The sequence below is a fragment of the Stenotrophomonas sp. SORGH_AS_0282 genome (genome assembly GCF_030818125.1).
Classification (GTDB): Bacteria; Pseudomonadota; Gammaproteobacteria; order Xanthomonadales; family Xanthomonadaceae; genus Stenotrophomonas; species Stenotrophomonas rhizophila_A.
Map to the genome: position 1 here is coordinate 1,435,959 of NZ_JAUTAB010000001.1, position 18,527 is coordinate 1,454,485.

At 68.5% G+C, this 18,527-nt stretch carries 13 protein-coding genes, 1 tRNA gene and 2 pseudogenes; 12 read left to right on the top strand and 4 right to left on the bottom strand.

All coding sequences use genetic code 11. The features are described 5' to 3' along the window. Positions 1-189: 189 nt before the first annotated feature. From QE395_RS06295 to QE395_RS06315, 5 genes are all read left to right on the top strand, one after another. Entirely contained in the window at positions 190-1,647 is a 1,458-nt protein-coding gene (locus QE395_RS06295; protein WP_306988031.1) for a PAS domain-containing sensor histidine kinase, read from the top strand. Beyond that, a complete protein-coding gene (locus QE395_RS06300; RefSeq protein ID WP_306988033.1) occupies positions 1,647-2,276 on the top strand; it encodes a response regulator in 630 nt (209 codons plus the stop codon). Before QE395_RS06295 ends, QE395_RS06300 begins: the two co-directional genes overlap by 1 nt. A gap of 61 nt (positions 2,277-2,337) precedes the next feature. After that, positions 2,338-2,703: a response regulator gene (locus tag QE395_RS06305; RefSeq protein ID WP_093536337.1), complete on the top strand. Its 366-nt coding sequence runs from the start codon at positions 2,338-2,340 to the stop codon at positions 2,701-2,703. Positions 2,704-2,772: 69 nt separating this feature from the next. Next, on the top strand, positions 2,773-2,934 hold the full coding sequence (locus tag QE395_RS06310; RefSeq protein WP_167693303.1) for a hypothetical protein: 162 nt from the start codon (positions 2,773-2,775) through the stop codon (positions 2,932-2,934). A 39-nt stretch (positions 2,935-2,973) separates the two neighbouring features. After that, the gene (locus tag QE395_RS06315; protein ID WP_306988036.1) at positions 2,974-4,110 is read left to right on the top strand and encodes an alpha/beta fold hydrolase; all 1,137 of its coding nucleotides are present in this window, start codon (positions 2,974-2,976) and stop codon (positions 4,108-4,110) included. 107 nt (positions 4,111-4,217) lie between these two features. On the opposite strand, the gene QE395_RS06320 is transcribed toward QE395_RS06315, so the two are convergent. Continuing rightward, positions 4,218-4,293, bottom strand: a tRNA-Ala gene (locus QE395_RS06320). A 475-nt stretch (positions 4,294-4,768) separates the two neighbouring features. On the opposite strand from QE395_RS06320, the pseudogene QE395_RS06325 reads away from it, so the two are divergent. The 3 genes and pseudogenes from QE395_RS06325 to QE395_RS06335 all read left to right on the top strand — a co-directional run. Continuing rightward, a pseudogene (locus QE395_RS06325) lies at positions 4,769-5,638 on the top strand (Cache 3/Cache 2 fusion domain-containing protein); the annotation flags it as partial. A 114-nt stretch (positions 5,639-5,752) separates the two neighbouring features. Beyond that, a pseudogene (locus tag QE395_RS06330) lies at positions 5,753-7,262 on the top strand (methyl-accepting chemotaxis protein); the annotation flags it as partial. A 288-nt stretch (positions 7,263-7,550) separates the two neighbouring features. After that, a complete protein-coding gene (locus tag QE395_RS06335) occupies positions 7,551-9,878 on the top strand; it encodes a TonB-dependent receptor (RefSeq protein WP_306988038.1) in 2,328 nt (775 codons plus the stop codon). A gap of 66 nt (positions 9,879-9,944) precedes the next feature. Here the strand turns inward: QE395_RS06335 and rnd are convergent, their stop codons facing one another. Next, positions 9,945-11,027, bottom strand: a complete 1,083-nt coding sequence (rnd, locus tag QE395_RS06340; protein ID WP_093536345.1) for a ribonuclease D — start codon at positions 11,025-11,027, stop codon at positions 9,945-9,947. A 226-nt stretch (positions 11,028-11,253) separates the two neighbouring features. Here rnd and QE395_RS06345 point away from each other — a divergent pair, with 226 nt between their 5' ends. Next, the gene (locus QE395_RS06345; RefSeq protein WP_306990441.1) at positions 11,254-12,978 is read left to right on the top strand and encodes a formylglycine-generating enzyme family protein; all 1,725 of its coding nucleotides are present in this window, start codon (positions 11,254-11,256) and stop codon (positions 12,976-12,978) included. 71 nt (positions 12,979-13,049) lie between these two features. Beyond that, the gene (locus QE395_RS06350; protein ID WP_068853288.1) at positions 13,050-13,961 is read left to right on the top strand and encodes a M48 family metallopeptidase; all 912 of its coding nucleotides are present in this window, start codon (positions 13,050-13,052) and stop codon (positions 13,959-13,961) included. A 57-nt stretch (positions 13,962-14,018) separates the two neighbouring features. Here QE395_RS06350 and xseA read toward each other — a convergent pair whose 3' ends face one another. Together xseA and queG are read right to left on the bottom strand one after the other, a co-directional pair. Next, a complete protein-coding gene (gene xseA / locus QE395_RS06355; RefSeq protein ID WP_306988042.1) occupies positions 14,019-15,359 on the bottom strand; it encodes an exodeoxyribonuclease VII large subunit in 1,341 nt (446 codons plus the stop codon). A gap of 67 nt (positions 15,360-15,426) precedes the next feature. Continuing rightward, on the bottom strand, positions 15,427-16,515 hold the full coding sequence (gene queG / locus QE395_RS06360; protein ID WP_306988045.1) for a tRNA epoxyqueuosine(34) reductase QueG: 1,089 nt from the start codon (positions 16,513-16,515) through the stop codon (positions 15,427-15,429). 22 nt (positions 16,516-16,537) lie between these two features. Here queG and QE395_RS06365 point away from each other — a divergent pair, with 22 nt between their 5' ends. Next, positions 16,538-18,016 carry an NAD(P)H-hydrate dehydratase gene (locus QE395_RS06365; protein WP_306988047.1) on the top strand — a complete coding sequence of 493 codons (1,479 nt, stop codon included), beginning with the start codon at positions 16,538-16,540 and terminating at the stop codon, positions 18,014-18,016. 5 nt (positions 18,017-18,021) lie between these two features. Next, a complete protein-coding gene (tsaE, locus tag QE395_RS06370) occupies positions 18,022-18,504 on the top strand; it encodes a tRNA (adenosine(37)-N6)-threonylcarbamoyltransferase complex ATPase subunit type 1 TsaE (protein ID WP_306988049.1) in 483 nt (160 codons plus the stop codon). The last annotated feature ends 23 nt before the right edge of the window (positions 18,505-18,527 follow it).

Genomic DNA, 18,527 nt, shown 5'->3' on the forward strand with positions numbered 1-18,527 from the left:
AGCCGATGGATCCAGACTAGGCAGCGGGGGCCGGCGGGAACATTGCGCCATCGTTTCCCCGGCTCATACCTTGGTTTGGGCCACCTGCCGGCGCATCCCTCTTTGGGGGGATCTGCCGCCCCCGGGTGCGGGGGATACTGGGCTCACCCCCGCGCAGGTGACTGCGCCCCGCCAGGAGGCCAGACCGTGGTGCCCAGCTCGACTTCCACGCGCCCGCGCGCCGCCGCGGCGTCCACGTTGCGCGGCCGCACCGTGTTCCGCGCCGCTGCCGCGCTGCTCACGCTGGGGATCTTCCTGGTCGATGTGCTCACCACGCTGGAAGGTGCGGTAGCAGTGCTGTACGTGGTGGCGGTGCTGCTGGTGGCGCGCACCGGGCGCCGCGCCGACATCGTCATCACTGCCGTGGCCGGCATCGGGTTGACCCTCATCGCCTACCTGGATTCGCACGGGGTGAACCATGTCGGCGCGCAGACCTTCCGCGCGCTGGTCAGCCTCGCGGCGATCGTCATCACCGCGCTGCTGGCACTGCAGTACCAGGGCGCGATGCAGCGCCTGCGCGGGCAGGCAACGCTGCTGGATCTGTCGCACGACATGATCTTCGTGCGTGACCGCAGCGGGGTGATCACGTTCTGGAACCGCACGGCCGCGCAGGTGTACGGTTGGTCGGCCGAGGACGCCATCGGCCGCGTGGCCGATGTCCTGCTGTCCACCCGCTACCCGCAGGCACGCGAGGCAGTGGAAGCCACCCTGCTGCAACTGGGCAGCTGGGAAGGCACGCTGGAGCAGCGCACCCGCGACGGCGCCTGGCGCGTGCTGGAAAGCCGCTGGGTGATCCAGCGCGATGGCCTGGGACGCGCAACCGGCGTGATGGAAACCCACACCGACGTCACCGAGCGCCGCCGGGCCGAGGATGCCGCGCTGCGCGCGCAGGCCGAACTGGCGCACGCCACGCGCGTGGCCACGCTCGGTGAGCTGACGGCTTCACTGGCGCACGAGGTCAACCAGCCGCTGATGGCGGTGGTGACCAACGGCGAGGCCGGGCTGCGCTGGCTGCACCGCGACCCGCCGGACCTGCACGAAGTGGAGGCCGCCATCACCCGCACGGTGAGGGAAGCGCGCCGTGCCAGTGAGATCGTCAAGCGCGTCCGCGCGTTCCTGGCCAAACGCAGCACGCCGCGCGAGCCGCTCGATGCCTCCCTGCTGATCGAAGACGCGGTGCGGCTGGTGCAGCACGAACTCAACCGTGAGGCAGTGCAGCTGCACGTGGCAGTGACCGCCGACCTTCCCGCCGTGCACGGTGATGCGGTGCAGCTTCAGCAGGTGCTGGTGAACCTGCTGATCAACGCCAGCCAGGCCATGGCCGGGCAGGCCAACGCGCGGCAGCTGGTGGTGGGGGCGCAGCCCGGCGCGCCCGGCGAAGTGGCCATCAGCATTGCCGACAGCGGCCCGGGCATCGACAGCGCGCACCTGGACACCCTGTTCCAACCGTTCTTCACCACCAAGCCGGACGGCATGGGCATGGGCCTGGCGATCTGCCGGTCCACCGCCGAAGCCCATGGCGGGCGGCTGTCGGTGGAGAGCGTACCCGGCCATGGCGCCACCTTCCGGCTGGTGCTGGCCACCCATCCCCCAGGAGCACGCGCCTGATGAGCCTACCCACACCGCCGCTGGTCGTGGTGGTCGATGACGATGCCGCCGTGCGCGACGCGCTGGACAGCCTGCTGCGTTCGGTGGGGCTGCAGACCCGCATGCTGGGCGCGCCTTCGGAGCTGCTGCAGGCGGTGCTGCCGGACGTGCCTGGCTGCATCGTGCTGGACGTGCGCCTGCCGGGCATCAGCGGGTTGGATCTGCAGGGCCAGTTGGCCGCGCAGGGCATCCACCTGCCCATCGTGTTCATGACCGGGCACGGCGACATTCCCATGACCGTGCGCGCGATGAAGGCCGGGGCGGTGGATTTCCTGGCCAAGCCGTTCCGCGACCAGGACATGCTGGATGCGGTCAGCGCCGCGATCGAGCGCGACACCCGCCGCCGCCAGGACATGGCCGCGCGCGGTTCGCTGGAAACGCGCTACGCCACCCTGACCCCGCGCGAGCGCGAGGTAATGGCGCACGTAGTGGCCGGGTTGATGAACAAGCAGGTGGCCGGCGTGCTGCACCTGAGCGAGATCACCGTGAAAATCCATCGCGGCAACGTGATGCGCAAGATGGGCGTGCGCTCGCTGGCCGACCTGGTACGGCACGCAGAGGCACTGGGCGTGGGCACCGGCACCGCCTGAACCGGCCGGCACAAACCTGTGTATGGTTCCGGCGCGCGGCCGGATCGGGCATAAAGACCCCATGAAGCCGAGTTACCGCATTGCGATCGTCGATGACGACGACGGGGTCCGCCAGTCGTTGTCCAGCCTGGTGCGCTCGCTGGGCCACGAAGCGCGCACCTATGCCTCGGCGGCGGCGTTCCTGGCCGACGAAGGCGACGCACCCGACTGCCTGCTCACCGACATGCAGATGCCGCAGATGAGTGGCGACCAGCTGCAGGCCGAACTGCTGGCGCGCGGGTGCGCGTTTCCAATGATCTTCATGACCGCGTTTCCCACCGATGCGCTGCGCGCGCGGGTGATGGAGCGGGGCGGTCGCGCGTTCCTGGTCAAGCCGGTGGACGGCGAGGCGATGCTGCGCTGTATCGAGGAGGCGATCACCTCGTGACCACTGCATCACGCGACCGCCGCTAGGGTGCAGGCATGCCCAAGGGGGCAGGCCACCACGAGCACGCACATGAACACCGAAAAGCAGCCCGGCAAGCAGCAGGGCGTTGACGAAGCCAAGCAGGACCGGAAGCAGGAAGATGCGGCCAAGGCCCGCCCGGGCCAGACCGATGAGAGCGTCCGTCAGTCCGAAAGCCGGCGCCCGCCGATCAAGGACAATCCGGACGCATGACACAATCGGCGTTCCGCTCCTGCAAAGGTGTCTGCGCCGATGAAATGTTGGGTTGCCGGATTGTTCTGGCTTGCTGTAACAGGGTTCAGCGTCCCGGCGCAGGCGGCTGAGCCGCCGGGCCCCGCGCCCCACGACCGCGCCGAGGCAGTGAAGGTCATTGCCGACCTGCGCAAGGTCGTGGCTGACAACGGCATCGAGCGGCTGCAGAAGGTCCGCATCGGCGGCATCGACCAGTGGGTCTCCATCCGCGGCAACGACCGCCGCAACCCGGTGCTGCTGATGCTGCACGGCGGGCCCGGTTGGGTGGCCATGCCTACCAGCTGGTATTTCCAGCGTGGTTGGGAGGAGTACTTCACGGTCGTGCAGTGGGACCAGCGCGGTGCAGGCAAGACCTACGCGGCCAATGACCCTGCGGTGGTCGCTCCGACCATGACCCGCGAACGGATGATCGCCGACAGCGAGGAAATGGTGGCCTGGCTGCGCAGGGAGTTCGGCAAGGAGCGGATCTTCGTGCTGGGCCAATCGTGGGGAAGCTACCTGGGTCTGGAGCTGGCCCAGCGCCGGCCCGAGTGGTTGCATGCCTACATCGGCATCGGGCAGATCTCCAATGCGCCGGAAAGCGAGCGTCGTGGTTTTGCGTGGACCCTCCAGCAGGCACGGACCGATGGCAACGCCGAAGCGGTGGCCGAGCTGGAAGCATTGGCGCCCTACGCACAGGGAAACCAACCCGTGCCGCTTGAGAAGCTGTTCAAGCAGCGGAAGTGGCTCAACCACTATGGCGGGATGGTGCACAACCGCAGGGGCGGCGATGCCGAGGCTGCCGCAATCAGGCTTTCGCCGGAGTACACCGACCATGACGTGGCCGAGGTGTGGAAGGGCAACGACTTTTCGATGCAGCACCTGCTCAGCGAGGTGCTGACCCTGGATATGACCACGGTTCGGGAACTGAAGGTTCCGGTGTTCCTGTTCGAAGGCCGACACGACCACAACGTCTCGTCCGAGCTCGCGGCGGAGTGGCTCCAGGGCGTAAAGGCGCCGGCCAAGCAGCTGGTCTGGTTCGAGCAGTCCGCGCACGAAGTAATGATCGAAGAACCGGGCAAGACCCTGCTCACCCTCGTACAGCAGGTACGCCCCATCGCAGAGCGCGCGGGTGACGGCCCCGCTGAGGTGCCTTGATGGTAGAGCCACGCCCTGCGTGGCTGCGCGGAGACCCACAAACGAAAAAGCCACCCGATGGGTGGCTTTTTCGTTTGGCAGCCATCCAGAGGACGGCGGCAGGAATGTGGTGGAGCCAAGGAGGATCGAACTCCTGACCTCGTCATTGCGAACGACGCGCTCTCCCAGCTGAGCTATGGCCCCGGTGTACTGCAACACGGCTTGGGAACCGCGATGCGATCAAGTGTAGCGCTGCGCACCCCGGGCTGCCAAGGCCCAGCACTGCATCTGCGAACCTGCATTACTCAACCCAGTGCAGCCGGCCGCGATCTGCGCAACCCCGGCGCCTTGTTCAAGGAAGGCGGTTTCCGGCCTAAGGCCCGGCAGGGGAGTGCCGTTGGCGGCAGCACCCCACTGAACTTGAGGAAATTGACCCCTTATCTGAACGAATGTCCGGCTTTGTGAAGATGCGCTCGGGAGACATCGCTTTGAAATCAATCGCTTAGGCAAAACGAAAGCTCCAATGTTTCTGTCTTTTTTTACGTAAAGAGGACCACTTCGGTGCCGATAAGAACTGTGACGTATCTCTCAATCCAACCCCCACCTTCGAGTACCGACGATGACGACCCGTGCCGCCACCGTTTTCTCTACCTCCATCGGCGCGCGCCTGGCGCTGCTGATGGGCCTGATCACCACCGTCGCCTTCGTGGCGCTGGCGGTGCTGATCTACCGCCAGGCCGCAACCAGCTACCAGCAGCGTGTTGAAGCTGGCCTGCAGTCATCCACCGAGTTGATGCGCGACTCGGTGGAACTGTACGACCGCAGCCTGAGCGACAGCACCCAGCGCATGGCCGGGATCTTCCGCGGCATGCTGCCCGCCGGCGATGTCAGCGTTGACGCGGCCAAGACCGTGACCGTGGGCGAACGGCAGACCCCGACCCTGCAGTTCGGCACCGAGGTGCTCAACCTGCAGGAGGCCACGGTGGACCGCTTTGCCGAAGCCACAGGCGGCGGCGTGGCCACGGTGTTCGTGCGCGATGGCGACGATTTCGTGCGCGTGTCCACCTCTGTGCGCAACGCCGAAGGCGCACGGGCCATGGGCACGGTGCTTGACCACGCCAGCCCGGCCTATGCCAAGGTCATCGCAGGTGAGGGGTACACCGGTCCGGTGCGGCTGTTCGGGGTGGATTACATGACCCACTACATGCCGATCAAGGATGCCGCCGGTGAGGTTGCCGCGATCGCCTTCGTAGGCCAGAACTACACCGAAGGCCTGGCGGCGCTGAAGGCGCGCCTGCGTGAATCCAAGTTGGGCAAGGAAGGTCACTTCCTGGCAGTCAACACGAAGGCCGGCGACCAGTTCGGTACGGTGATGGCGTCGTTCGCCGGCGAAGGCGAGCTGCTGTCCTCGCTGGTGGACCCGGCCGACCAGGCCACGCTGGAGGCACTGCTGGCCGGCAAGGCCAGCCAGGCAACGCTGCACCTGCGTACCGCCAAGGACGCCGCGCCGCAGACCTATTTCGTCAGCGCCCAGGCCTACGGCCCGTGGCAGTGGACGGTACTCGGCCTGGAACCGACCTCGGTGCTGCAGGCCGTGCTGCACAAGTTGATGCTGCAGATCGGCGTGGTGTCGGGCTTGGGCCTGCTCGCGGTGATCGTGGCGCTCATCGTCGTGGTACGTCGTGTCATCAGCGCCCCCCTGGCGCAGGCCGGGCAGGTCGCGCGCGACGTCGCGGCGGGCCGCCTGGACCAGCGCATCGTGGTGCACAGCCAGGATGAGGTGGGCCGCCTGATGGGCGCGCTGCAGCAGATGCAGGCCAAGCTGCGCGAGATCATCCAGGCGCAGAACGAAATGAGCCAGCGGCATGCCGAAGGGGCGATCAGCCACCGCATCGATGCCAGCCGCTTCGAGGGCGAGTTCGGCACCATGGTGACCGGGACCAATGAACTGGTCGCCGCGCATATCGGGGTCAAGATGCGCATGGTGGACCTGGTGCGCCGCTACGCCGATGGCGACCTGTCCCAGTCGATGGAGCAGCTGCCGGGCGAAAAGGCGCGCATCACCGAGGCGGTGAATGGCGTGCGCGACCGCCTGCAGGCGATCAATGGCGAGATCAAGCACCTGGTCGCGGCCGCCGCCGCTGGCGACTTCAGCGTGCGCGGCAATGCCGAGGCCTACCAGCACGACTTCCGCGTGATGGTCGAAGGGCTCAATACCCTGATGGTCACGGCCGACCGCAACCTCAGCGCGCTGTCCGGGCTGCTGCGTGCGCTGGCCGAAGGCGACCTGCGCGGCCGTATCGAGGGTCAGTTCCAAGGCGTGTTCGCGACCATGCGCGACGATGCCAATGCGACCGTGGCACAGCTGACCCGCATCGTTGGTGGGATCCAGCAGGCGGCCGTGTCGGTCGCCACGGCGTCGGCGGAGATCGCCGCCGGCAACGACGACCTGTCCAAGCGCACCGAGCAGCAGGCCGCGAGCCTGGAAGAATCGGCCGCGTCGCTGGAAGAGCTGACCGCTGCCGTGAAGCAGAACGCCGACCACGCACGTCGCGCCGACCGCCTCGCGGCGGAGGCGGCCGAGGTGGCGGTGCAGGGCGGCAACGCGGTGGCGCAGGTGGTGGAGACCATGGGCGGCATCGAAGCGTCGTCGCGCCGCATCGCCGACATCACCACCGTCATTGATGGCATCGCGTTCCAGACCAACATCCTGGCGCTCAACGCCGCGGTGGAAGCGGCGCGCGCGGGCGAGGAAGGCCGAGGGTTTGCCGTGGTGGCCTCGGAAGTGCGCGCGCTGGCGCAGCGCTCGGCCAGTGCGGCCAAGGAGATCAAGGCGCTGATCGACGCGTCGGCGACCCAGGTGGCCGACGGCAGCGCATTGGCCAGCGAGGCGGGGCAGACCCTGCAGCGCGTGGTGGCATCGGTTGGGGAGCTGGGCGGGCTGATCGGAAGAGATCGCCAACGCCAGCCAGGAACAGGCGGCAGGGATCGAGCAGGTCAACCAGAGCATCGTGCAGATGGATGGTGTGACCCAGCAGAACGCTGCCCTCGTCGAGGAGGCTTCGGCCGCTGCGCGTGCATTGAACGCGCAGTCGTCCGAGCTGCAGCAATCGGTCGGGCAGTTCCGCCTGGCCGACGCGCAGCCCGCGCGCAGGGAGCGCGTTGCGGCCTGATCGGGTGCGGTGGCGTCTGCGATGGGGAGTCGCAGACGCCACCGCCGGATCAAATGGAACAGGTATGGCCGGGTCTGCAACGGATCCGGCATAATCCGCCGCACGAACTCCGGCGGCTCAGCCAGCACACCAGGGTAGGGAACGGAAGGCCGTCCCCCGCAGCGCCCTGAAACTCCTTTGCAACACGAACGCAATACCTTGCCGCATCGCCGCGCAAACGGCGGTGCCGTGGGTGTTCATCCGCGCGCCGCGTGCGCCACCTCGATCCGCAACACCTGAGACCCCTGAATGTCCGCCCATCGCATCACCTCCGCTTCGGCCGCAACCGCTTCCTCCCGCACCGCCCGGCAGCCGCGCCCCCACGCGCTGGCGCTGGCCTGCATTTCGCTGCTCGGCCTGAGCGGCGCCGCCCTGGCGCAGGACGCCAGCCCGACCTCGCTGGACGCCATCACCGTCACCGCCGACCACCGCGAGCGCAACCTGCAGGAAGTGCCGGTCTCGGTCGGCGTGGTCCAGGGCGAGCGCCTGCGCGACTACACCGCCGGCGGCGATGACACCCTGCTGGCCCTGAGTGGCCGGGTGCCGAGCTTCTACGCCGAGACCACCACCGGCCGCATCTTCCCGCGCTTCTACATCCGCGGCCTGGGCAACATCGACTTCTACCTGGGTGCGTCGCAGCCGGTGTCGATCATCCAGGATGACGTGGTGCTGGAGCACGTGGTGCTGAAGTCCAACCCGGTGTATGACGTGGACCAGATCGAAGTGCTGCGTGGCCCGCAGGGCACGTTGTTCGGCCGCAACACCACCGCCGGCATCGTCAAGTTCGACAGCATCAAGCCCAGCCAGGAGTACAGCGGCCGGGTGCAGGCCAGCTACGGCAGCTACGGCAGCGTGTCGGTGGACGGCGGCTTCGGCGGCCCGATCAACGACATCGCCTCGTTCCGCGTGTCGGCGCTGTACCAGCACCGCGACGACTACGTGGACAACACCTACACCGGCCCCAGCGCCGATGGCACGGTGTCCCCGAAGAAGAACGCCATGGGCGGCTTCGACGACCGCAACGTGCGTGCCCAGCTGCTGCTGCAGCCCAGCGATGCGTTCTCGCTGCTGGCCTCGGCGCACGCCCGCGACTACGAAGGCACCTCGACCCTGTTCCTGCGCAACGCGATCACCAAGGGCTCCAACACCACCGATGTGCCGCGCGACCAGGTGGCCTACGACGAAGCCGACAACAACCCGCAGGCGTACAAGACCTACGGCGGCTCGGTCAAGGCCGTGTACGACTTCGGCAACATTTCGCTGACCTCGATCACCGCCTACGAGACCACCTCCGGCTACAGCCGCGGTGACACCGACGGTGGCGCGGCGGCCAACTTCCCGGTCAACGGGGTGCCCAACGGGTATGGCCAGTCGATGGGGCAGATCCGCGACCTGGACCAGTGGACCCAGGAAGTGCGCCTGGCCAATGCCGATGACAACCGCCTGAAGTGGCAGGTGGGCGCGTTCTACTTCGATGGCCGCGACACCACCGATTTCTACCAGCGCGCCTGGTTCCTGCAGGGCGCTGCGCGTAACCCGAACAACTGGGTGCGCCTGCGCAACACCAATACCTCGTGGGCCGGCTTCGGCCAGGTCAGCTATGACGTGACCGACAAGTTCACCCTGACCGCCGGCCTGCGCCAGACCCGCGACGAGAAGCGTACCCGGCTGCTGAAGACCGCTGATACGGCCGCCGGCGTGGTCACCTACCGTGGCCGTACCGACGTGGAAATGGCTGACACCACCCCGAGCTGGGACGTGAGCGCGATGTACGCGTTCAACCCGCAGCTGAGCGTGTACGCCAAGGTGGCGCGTGGCTTCCGCGGCCCGACCATCCAAGGCCGTTCGGCGGTGTTCAACGCGGACTTCACCACCGCCGATTCGGAAACCATCCTGTCCTGGGAAGCGGGCGTGAAGAGCAGCCTGTGGGACAACCGCCTGCGCATGAACGCCACCGCGTTCACCTACGTGGTCAACGACATCCAGCTCAACGGCAACGATTCCAACGGCAACGGCGTGCTGTTCAATGCCGACAAGGCCAAGGCCTACGGCCTGGAAGCGGACATGGAGCTGCGCCCGATCCCGAACCTGAGCCTGAGCGCCGGCGTGAGCCTGCTGCACAGCGAAATCCAGGATGACCGCGTGTATGCGCAGGTCTGCGCGCTGAACGGCGCGGTGGTGTGCACCGTGAATGACCCGACCATCAAGGTGGGCGCCAACACGTTCGCCCAGATAAACGGCAACCCGCTGCCGAACGCGCCGAAGTACAACCTGAACTTCGCTGCGCGCTACGACTTCCCGGTCAACGACAGCGATGTGTTCTTCGTGTCCACCGACTGGAACAAGCAGGGCTATACCAGCTTCGTGCTGTATGACTCGGCCGAGTTCAACTCCAAGGGCAGCTTCGAAGGTGGCCTGAAGCTGGGTTACTCGGGCAACTACGGGGCATGGGAAGCGGCGCTGTTCGCGCGCAATATCACCAACGAGAAGAACCTCAAGGGCGTGATCGAGAACTACATGGCGGCGGTGTACAACGAACCGCGCGTTGTAGGCGTTTCGTTGAACCTCAACTGGTAAGCGGTTGAAACAAAGGCCCCGCGCAAGCGGGGCCTTTTCGTTGCGGTCCTGCGTGGCTGCGCGGTATCAACCTGCGGCGGGCAACAAGGGCGCCAGCACCGGCTCCAGCACCGCCTGCCGCCATCCCGCCAGGGCCTGCGGCCACGTGCGGCTTTCCAGATAACTTTCCAGGTGCTTGCGCGAAGCCAGTACGCCATCGGGCAGGCCGAGCTCAGCGGTACGTGCGCTCACCGCGTCCTGCAGCCGCTTCAACGCCTGCTTGTTGGCATCGTTGGCCGGCAGCGCCAGCGGCGCCTCGGCCTCATCGTGCAGCGGCGTTTCCAGCGCTTCCCAGACCTGGGCGGCCAGCTTGCGCGGGGCTTTGGGGAAGCCTTCCATCAGCTTGCCCAGTGCGCCGGCATCGGCCGGCGGCGTGCGTGCCAGCAGCGCGGCCAGTTCGTTGTCCAGGATCCAGCTGCGCGGCTTGTCGCTTGCCCGTGCCTGCACGTCACGCCAGCGCAGCAGGCGCAACAGACGGCGCTGTGCGGGCGCATCCATGAACTGCGCCGAGCGCATCGCCACGTGCGGCCAGCGCTCTTCGTCCTGCTCGACACTGGCCAGCAGGCGTTCGGCATCGTCCTGCAGCCACTGGCGGCGGTCCAGCTCGCCCAGCTTCGCATCCACCGCATCGTGGATCGCGAACAGGTACTCCACGTCGTCGGCGGCGTACTCCAGCTGCGAATCCGTCAGCGGGCGGCGCATCCAGTCCGAGCGGGTCTCGCCCTTGGCCAGGGTCACCCCGGTGATGGCGGTGACCAGCTTCTGGTAGCCCATCCCGCCGCCGATGCCGGCCAGCGACGCGCCGATCTGGGTGTCGAACAGCGGCCGCGGCAGCACGCCGCAGGCCACCTTGAAGGTGACCAGGTCTTCGCTGGCGCTGTGCATGACCTTCAGGATCGACGTATCGGCCAGCCACGGCGCCAGCGCCTCGGTCATGCCCGGAATCAACGGGTCGATGATCAGGATTTCATCGCCGACCGCCATCTGCACCAGCGCCAGCTGCGGCCAGTAGGTGCGTTCACGGATGAATTCGGTGTCCAGCCCGATGCGGGTGGGGCGCTGGCGGTAGCGCTCGTCCAGTTCCGCCGGGGTTTTGATCCAATAGGCCACGTAGGGATTCCATCTACTGCAGGTTTGCTCAGGTGAGGGAGAATAGCCTAACGTCGAGGCCGTCCCGCCGAAGGAACCCGAATTGCGTACTCCAGGCCCTGTCCCGCTGTTGCTGGCCGCGCTGCTGCTGGCCACGACCGCGTGCTCGCCCGACGCGCCGCCACCACGCCCCGCGGCGGCGCGCGCGCCCGAGCCGGCCAAACGGGTCGAGCCTTTACCGGGGCAGGTGACCATTGGCGGCGAGGATGAAGCGGAGACCGAACAGCGCTGGCAGCCGCCGGCGGTGGTCATTGCCGACGACGGCGTGGCACAGGCGCGTCGCGACGCGGCCAAGGCCTTCGACGAGGGGCGGTTGTACGCCGCCGCCGCCGATGCCATTCCGATCTGGCTGGCGTTGCGCCAGCGCGACGCCAACGACCGCCAGGCCCAGGCCGGACTCACCCGTGCCCGCCAGCAGCTGCTGAAGGACGCCGCGGAGCTGTTGCAGCGGCCGCTGCAGCAGCGCGAGGCACTGGCCGAGGCCGGCGAGATCGCGTTGGTGCTGCTGGCCCTGGCCCCGGATGACCCCAAGGTGCGCCAGTTGCAGTCGCGCGTGGAGCTGGCCCAGCGGGTGGTGGCGTACAACCGCGCCGGCGAGGAGGACCTGCGCGCCGACCGCATTGGTGAAGACGGCGACGGTGCCATTCCCAACTTCCGCGAGGCGCTGGCGCTGCAGCCGGACGAGCCGCGGGCCCGGCAGGGCCTGGCCGCCGCCGAGAGCGCGCTGATCCGCCGCGCCGAAGCCGCTGCCCGCAGCGCCGATTTCGCTGCCGCCGGCACCTGGCTGGCCGAAGCGGCAAAGGTGCGCGATTCGGCACCCACCATTGCCGATGCGTTCGAACGGATCGAGGCAATCCGCGCCGCCACGCTGGTGCGCCTGCGCGACGACGGCCTGCGCGACCTGACCAGCCCGCAGGGGCTCAAGGCAGCGCGGCAGAAGCTGGAAGACGCGCTGCGCATCGCGATGCCCGGCGACCCGGTGGTGGGCCAGCTGCGCGAACGCATCGAACTGGCCACCCACTACGGCAGTTTCCGCCCGCGCCAGGTGTTCAGCGATGCGCTGCGCGATGGCGGGCGTGGGCCGCAGATGATCGTGGTGCCGCATGGCGGCTTCCAGATGGGCGCCGGGGAAGCGGAACCGGGCGCAAGCGATGCGGAAAAGCCCTCGCACTACGTGCGCTTCGACCGCGGCTTCGCCATGGCGATCACCGAAGTGACCGTGGCCGATTACCGCCGCTACGTGCAGGCCAGCAACGCCCGGCCGCGCGCCACCCGGCGTGGCCATTCGATCATCTACGACGAACGCAGCGGCAACTTCACCCGCAGCAGCGGGGTGGACTGGCGCTCGGGCTACGACGGCACCCCGGCGATCGCCAACTCGCCGGTGATGCACGTGAGCGTGCGTGATGCCGAGCACTACGCGATGTGGCTGTCCGAACAGACCGGGCGTTCCTACCGGCTGCCCAGCGAGGCCGAATTCGAGTACGCGCTGCGTGCCGGCACCAGTGGCCGCTACCCGTGGGGCAACGAGGGCACGCCGCCGCCGCTGTCGGGCAACTTCACCGGCGGCGAAGACGTATCGCCCTCCGGCCGGCGCTGGTTCAACGCCTTCGTCGGCTATGGCGATGGCTGGTGGGGCCCGGCCCCGGTGGGCACCTTCGAACCCAATGCCTGGGGCCTGCACGACATGGCCGGCAACCTCAGCGAATGGGTGGCCGACTGCTGGCACGCCAGCTACCGCCGGGCTCCGGCCGATGGCGTGGCCTGGTTCAACCCGGGCTGCCGGCAGCGGGTGATCCGTGGCGGCAACTGGGCCAATGCCCCCGAACAGACCCGCGCGGCCTGGCGGCAATCACAGGATTCGGACACGACCAGCGCCAGGATCGGGTTCCGCCTGGTTCGAGGTATCTGATACGTCGGCTTGGCGCTAGGATTGCCCCCAATGCCGGCACGGCGTGCCGGCCCCCATCAGGAACCAGGACGATGAGCAGCAATCCCTATGGCGGTCAGCAGCAACGAGCACGCCGCCCCGGGCTGTTCGGCAACATCCGCTGGTGGGTGCTGCTGGCGTTCGCCGGCTATGCCGCCTTCTACTGGTTCTCCAACCGCAGCGTGGACCCGTACACCGGCGAAAACGTGCTGATCGACAGTTCGCTCGATGCCGACCAGGAAAAGGCGCTTGGTCTGCAGGCCTACCAGCAGATCCTGGCCGAGGAGCGCCCGCTGGATCCCAACGCGCAGATATCGCGCGACGTGCGCGCGATCGCCGAACGGCTGATCCGCAAGGTGGACGTGGTGGAAACCGCGCTGGCCGAAGAGCACGGCCTGAAGCCGGCGCACTTCTCGCGCGACTTCGAATGGGAAGTCAACGTGATCCAGTCCGACCAGGCCAATGCGTTCTGCCTGCCGGGCGGCAAGATGGCGGTCTACACCGGGCTGGTGCCGGTGGCACAGACCCAGGATGCGATGGCAGTGGTGATGGGCCATGAAATCGCCCACGCACTGCTCCGCCATGGCGCCCAGCGCATGGCCCAGCAGAAGCTCACCCAGATCGGCCAGATGGCCGGTGCCGCCAGCGGCATGGATCCGCAGCAGCAACAGATGGTGATGTCGGCGATGGGCTACGGCTACCTGCTGCCGTACGCGCGCAGCCACGAAACCCAGGCCGATGAAGTGGGCCTGATGCTGGCGGCGGCGGCGTGCTTCGACCCGCGCGAAGCGGTGCCGCTGTGGGAGCGCATGGGCCAGGCCAGCGGCGGCCAGGCGCCGCCGGAATTCTCGTCCACGCATCCCAACCCGGGCACCCGCATCCAGAACCTGCAGGCGCTGATGCCCAAGGCCATGGAATACCGCCAACGCTACTGCGAATCTGCAGGCGCCCCGGCGACGCAATAACGGGGGCGAAACGCGTGTGCGACCTGCTCGGACACGCATGGCGTGTGCCTACAAGGCTTACCCGCGGGTGTCTTTGACCACCACATCGATTACCCCGTCCTGCACCTGGGCCTTCAACGTATCGCCGGGCGAAACATCCAACGGCGACCGCACCAGGCGCCCGTCCTGCTCACGGGTCAGGATGGCGTAGCCGCGCGCGACCGTGGCCAACGGGCTCACCGCTTCCATCGAACGCGCCAACGCGCGCAGGCGCAACGCATCGCGCTGCAGCTGCCGCGCCATCGCCGCCTCCGCGCGTGGCTGCACCCGCAGCAGGCGCTGTTTCAGTGCATCCAGCTCGCGTTGCGGGTGGCCATTGCGCAGCACCACCGCCGCATGCCGCAGCCGCGCCAGGCGGCGCTCATGCTGCTGCTGCCACGCGCCGGCCAGGCGCCGGGCCAGATCCTGCTGGCGACGCTGCAGCAGCTGCAACCGGTTCTGCGGGCTCTGTGCGTTCAGCCGCAGCAGGGCGCGGTCGGCACGCTGCATGGCCTGGCCCAACCCATGCCGCTGCAGCTGCACCAGCCGCGCGGCGAACCGGCGCAGGCGCAGTTGCAGGTCGCGCTGGTCCGGTACCAGCAGTTCGGCGGCCACCGACGGCGTGGGCGCGCGCAGGTCGGCGGCAAAATCGGCCAGGCTGAAGTCGGTTTCGTGGCCCACCGCCGACACCACCGGGGTATGGCTCGCCGCGATGGCACGCGCCAGTTGTTCGTCGTTGAAGGCCCACAGGTCTTCCATCGAGCCGCCGCCGCGGGTGAGCAGGATCACATCGTAACGGCCGCTGTTGTCGGCGCTGCGCAGCAGCGCGGTGATCTGCGCAGCGGCACTGTCACCCTGCACCAGGCTGGGCAGCAGGTCCACTTCCAGCAACGGGAAGCGGCGCTCCAGCACGCTGAGCACATCGCGCACGGCTGCGCCGGTGGGCGAGGTGATCACCGCCAGCCGGCGCACATGGGCGGGCAGGGCACGCTTGCGTTCGGCGGCGAACAGGCCTTCAGCTTCCAGCCGCGCCTTGAGCTGTTCGTAGGCGCGACGCAGTGCGCCTTCGCCGGCTTCTTCCATGTGGTCGAGCACCATCTGGTACTCGCCGCGCGCCTCGTACAGGGTCAGCCGACCACGCGCGAGCACGCGCATGCCTTCGCGCGGCACGAATTTCAGCCACTGGCTCTTGGGCTTGAACAGCGCCGCGCGGATCTGCGCGCGCGCGTCCTTCAACGTGAAGTACATATGGCCCGAGGCCGGGCGGGTTACGCTGCCCAGCTCGGCTTCCACCCACACCATCGGGAACGTGCCTTCCAGCAGGTCGCGGGCCAGGATGTTGAGCTGGCTGGGCGTGAGGATCTGCGCGCTACGGTCCATGGACGGTCAAACAGTACGAACGGGTGCCCATGGTCGCATGCCGGGGCGAGCTGCGTGTGTGCGGCGCTCAGCCGCCGTTGTCGAGCCGGGCGTGCTGCTGCAGTGCCCACTGCACGTGTTCGCGTACCAGCGCAGAGTCATGGCCGGCGCGCGCGTGCAGCGCGGCCAGCGTGTCCGGGTGGCCTGGCGCATTGCCCAGCGCCACCGCGATGTTGCGCAGCCAGCGCTCATGCCCGCTGCGGCGGATCGGGCTGCCTTCGGTGCGGCGCAGGAATTCGTCTTCCTCCCACGCGAACAGCTCGGCCAGCGTGGCGGTATCGAGCGCGTTGCGGGCGCGGAAATCCGGTTCGTCGGTGCGCCGCGCGAACTTGTTCCAGGGGCACACCAGCTGGCAGTCGTCACAGCCGTAGATGCGGTTGCCCATCAGCGGGCGCATGTCTTCGGGAATGGCGCCATCGTGTTCGATGGTGAGGTAGGAAATGCAGCGCCGCGCATCCAGCCGCTGCGGGCCGATGATGGCCTGGGTGGGGCAGACATCGATGCAGCGGGTGCAGGTGCCGCAGTGCGCGCTGGCCGCCGCATCCACCGGCAACGGCAGGTCGATGTAGATCTCGCCCAGGAAAAACCACGAGCCGCCCTGGCGGTCGATCAGGCAGGTGTGCTTGCCGATCCAGCCCAGCCCGGCGTTGCGTGCCAGCGCACGCTCCAGCACCGGCGCCGAATCGACGAACACCCGGTACCCGAACGTGCCGATCTCCGCGGCCAGCGCATCGGCGAATTTCTGCAGGCGGTTGCGCATGAGCTTGTGGTAATCGCGGCCCAACGCATAGCGGGCCACGTAGGCGCGGTTGCCGTCATGCAGGGTGTTCCAGGCCTCGGTGTCGTCCTTGTGGCCGTAATCCATGCCCACTGAAATCACCCGCACGGTGCCGGGCAGCAGTTCGGCCGGGCGCGCGCGCAGCGTGCCGTGGCGCGCCATCCAGTCCATCGTGCCGTACAGGCCCTGGCCCAGCCAGTCGGCCAGGTGCGCTTCGTCGTCGGCCAGGTCGATGCCGGACACGCCGCAGCGCTGGAAGCCATGCTGCCGCGCAAGCGCGCGCACCCGTTCGGCGGCACGGGCCAGGTCGAGCGGGGCGGGCAGGGGAACAGCGGACATGCGGCAAGTATAGAATCCCGGCATGCACGAACTCGATGAACTGTTCGATGTCGCCGCCGCGCGCCGTCTCGATGCCCAGGCCAGCGCGCTGCTGGGCGATGGCGGCGCGGGGCTGATGGAGCAGGCCGGCACGGCCGCCTGGCAGTGCCTGCTGGAGCGCTGGCCGCAGGCGCAGCGGCTGTGCGTGGCGGCCGGTGCAGGCAACAACGGCGGCGACGGCTACGTGCTGGCGCGGCTGGCCCGGCAGGCCGGGCGCCAGGTGCAGGTGCTGCGGCTGGCCGACGCCGGCGCGCGGACGGCGCTGGCTGAACGGGCCCGCGCGGCGTATCTGGCGGTGGGCGGGCAGGAAACCGTCTTCGCCGGGGAATTGCCTGCCGCTGACCTGCTGGTCGATGCGCTGTTCGGCATCGGCCTGAACCGCGCGCCGAACGGCGATGCGGCGCGCCTGATCGTGGCGATCATCGACAGCGGGCTGCCCGTGCTTTCGCTGGATGTGCCCAGTGGCGTGGACGCGCGTACCGGCGCGGTGCCCGGTGTTGCGGTGCGCGCCACGATCACCCTGCAGTTCATCGTCCGTCACCAGGGCCTGTACACCGCAGATGCGCTGGAATACATCGGTGGCCGCCGGCTGGCACCGCTGTCGCTGCCCGACGGTTCGCAGCGGGGCATCGCGCCGGCAGCGTGCCTGTGGCTGCCTTCCCGGCTGTCCACGCAGCTGGCGCCGCGCCGTGCCAACACGCACAAAGGCGAATCCGGCCATGTGCTGTGCGTGGGCGGCAACGCCGGCAGTGGGGGCGCGGTGATGCTGGCCGCAGAATCGGCGCTGCGCGCCGGTGCCGGGCTGGTCAGCGTGGCCACCCAGGCACAGCACATCGCGCCGCTGCTGGCGCGCCTGCCCGAAGCCATGGCCCACCCGGTGCAGGAGGCGCAGGACCTGCAGGCGCTGCTGCCGCGCGCGAAAGTGATCGCGATCGGCCCCGGGCAGGGCCAGGACGACTGGGCCCACGAGCTGTGGCGGCAGGTGCTGGCCAGCGGCAAGCCGCTGGTGATCGATGCCGATGCGTTGAACCTGCTGGCGGCCACGCCACGGACGCTGCACGACGCGATCCTCACCCCGCACCCGGGCGAGGCGGCGCGGCTGCTGGGTACCGACACCGCTCAGGTACAGGCCGACCGTTTCGCCGCCGCTGCGGCACTGGCCGCGCGTTTCAATGCCGTGGTGGTGCTCAAAGGCGCCGGCACGATCGTGGCCGCACCGCATCAACGCCCACGGGTGATCGCCGCCGGCAACCCGGGCATGGCGGTGGGTGGCATGGGCGACCTGCTCACCGGCATCATTGCCGCACTGCGCGCGCAGGGGCTGGACGCGTTCGACGCGGCCAGCAGCGGTGCGCTGCTGCACAGCCTGGCCGGCGATGACGCGGCCAGCGAAGGCCAGCGTGGCCTGCTCCCCACCGACCTGCTGGTGCCGCTGCGCCGGCGGGTGAACCCGGAACCGTGACGCCCATGATTGAGTTCTTCCTGGCACAACCGCAGGACACCGACCTGCTCGGCCAATGGCTGGCGGCCACACGCCCCCCGCACGCGGTGGTTGAGTTGAGAGGTGACCTGGGTGCCGGCAAGTCCACCTTGGCCCGGGCGCTGCTGCGCGCGCTGGGCGTGCAGGGCAACGTCCGCAGCCCCACCTACACGCTGGTCGAGCGCTATCCGCTGAGCGACGGTCATGAAGCGTGGCACCTGGACCTGTACCGGATCGGGCAGGCTGAAGAACTGGATTTCCTCGGCCTGGACGAGGGCAGTGCCTCGCTGTGGCTGGTGGAATGGCCCGAGCGCGGGGCCGGCGCACTGCCGCCCACCGACCTGATCGTGGCGCTGGAGATCGAGGGCCAGGGCCGTCGCGTGCGGCTGGGCGCGGCCAGTGCGGCAGGACATGAATGGCTGGAACGGCTCCCGCAAGGGGGCGACTTGCAGGCCCTTTCTGTCGGCTGACAGTAGGAAACACCCCCAGGTTA

Bases quoted from the DNA above. Each gene is read 5' to 3' on its own strand.
- QE395_RS06300 (WP_306988033.1), top strand. From the start codon at position 1,647: ATGAGCCTACCCACACCGCCGCTGGTCGTGGTGGTCGATGACGATGCC.
- QE395_RS06305 (WP_093536337.1), top strand. From the start codon at position 2,338: ATGAAGCCGAGTTACCGCATTGCGATCGTCGATGACGACGACGGGGTC.
- QE395_RS06310 (WP_167693303.1), top strand. From the start codon at position 2,773: ATGAACACCGAAAAGCAGCCCGGCAAGCAGCAGGGCGTTGACGAAGCC.
- QE395_RS06315 (WP_306988036.1), top strand. From the start codon at position 2,974: ATGAAATGTTGGGTTGCCGGATTGTTCTGGCTTGCTGTAACAGGGTTC.
- QE395_RS06335 (WP_306988038.1), top strand. From the start codon at position 7,551: ATGTCCGCCCATCGCATCACCTCCGCTTCGGCCGCAACCGCTTCCTCC.
- QE395_RS06350 (WP_068853288.1), top strand. From the start codon at position 13,050: ATGAGCAGCAATCCCTATGGCGGTCAGCAGCAACGAGCACGCCGCCCC.
- xseA (WP_306988042.1), bottom strand. From the start codon at position 15,359: ATGGACCGTAGCGCGCAGATCCTCACGCCCAGCCAGCTCAACATCCTG.
- queG (WP_306988045.1), bottom strand. From the start codon at position 16,515: ATGTCCGCTGTTCCCCTGCCCGCCCCGCTCGACCTGGCCCGTGCCGCC.
- QE395_RS06365 (WP_306988047.1), top strand. From the start codon at position 16,538: ATGCACGAACTCGATGAACTGTTCGATGTCGCCGCCGCGCGCCGTCTC.
- tsaE (WP_306988049.1), top strand. From the start codon at position 18,022: ATGATTGAGTTCTTCCTGGCACAACCGCAGGACACCGACCTGCTCGGC.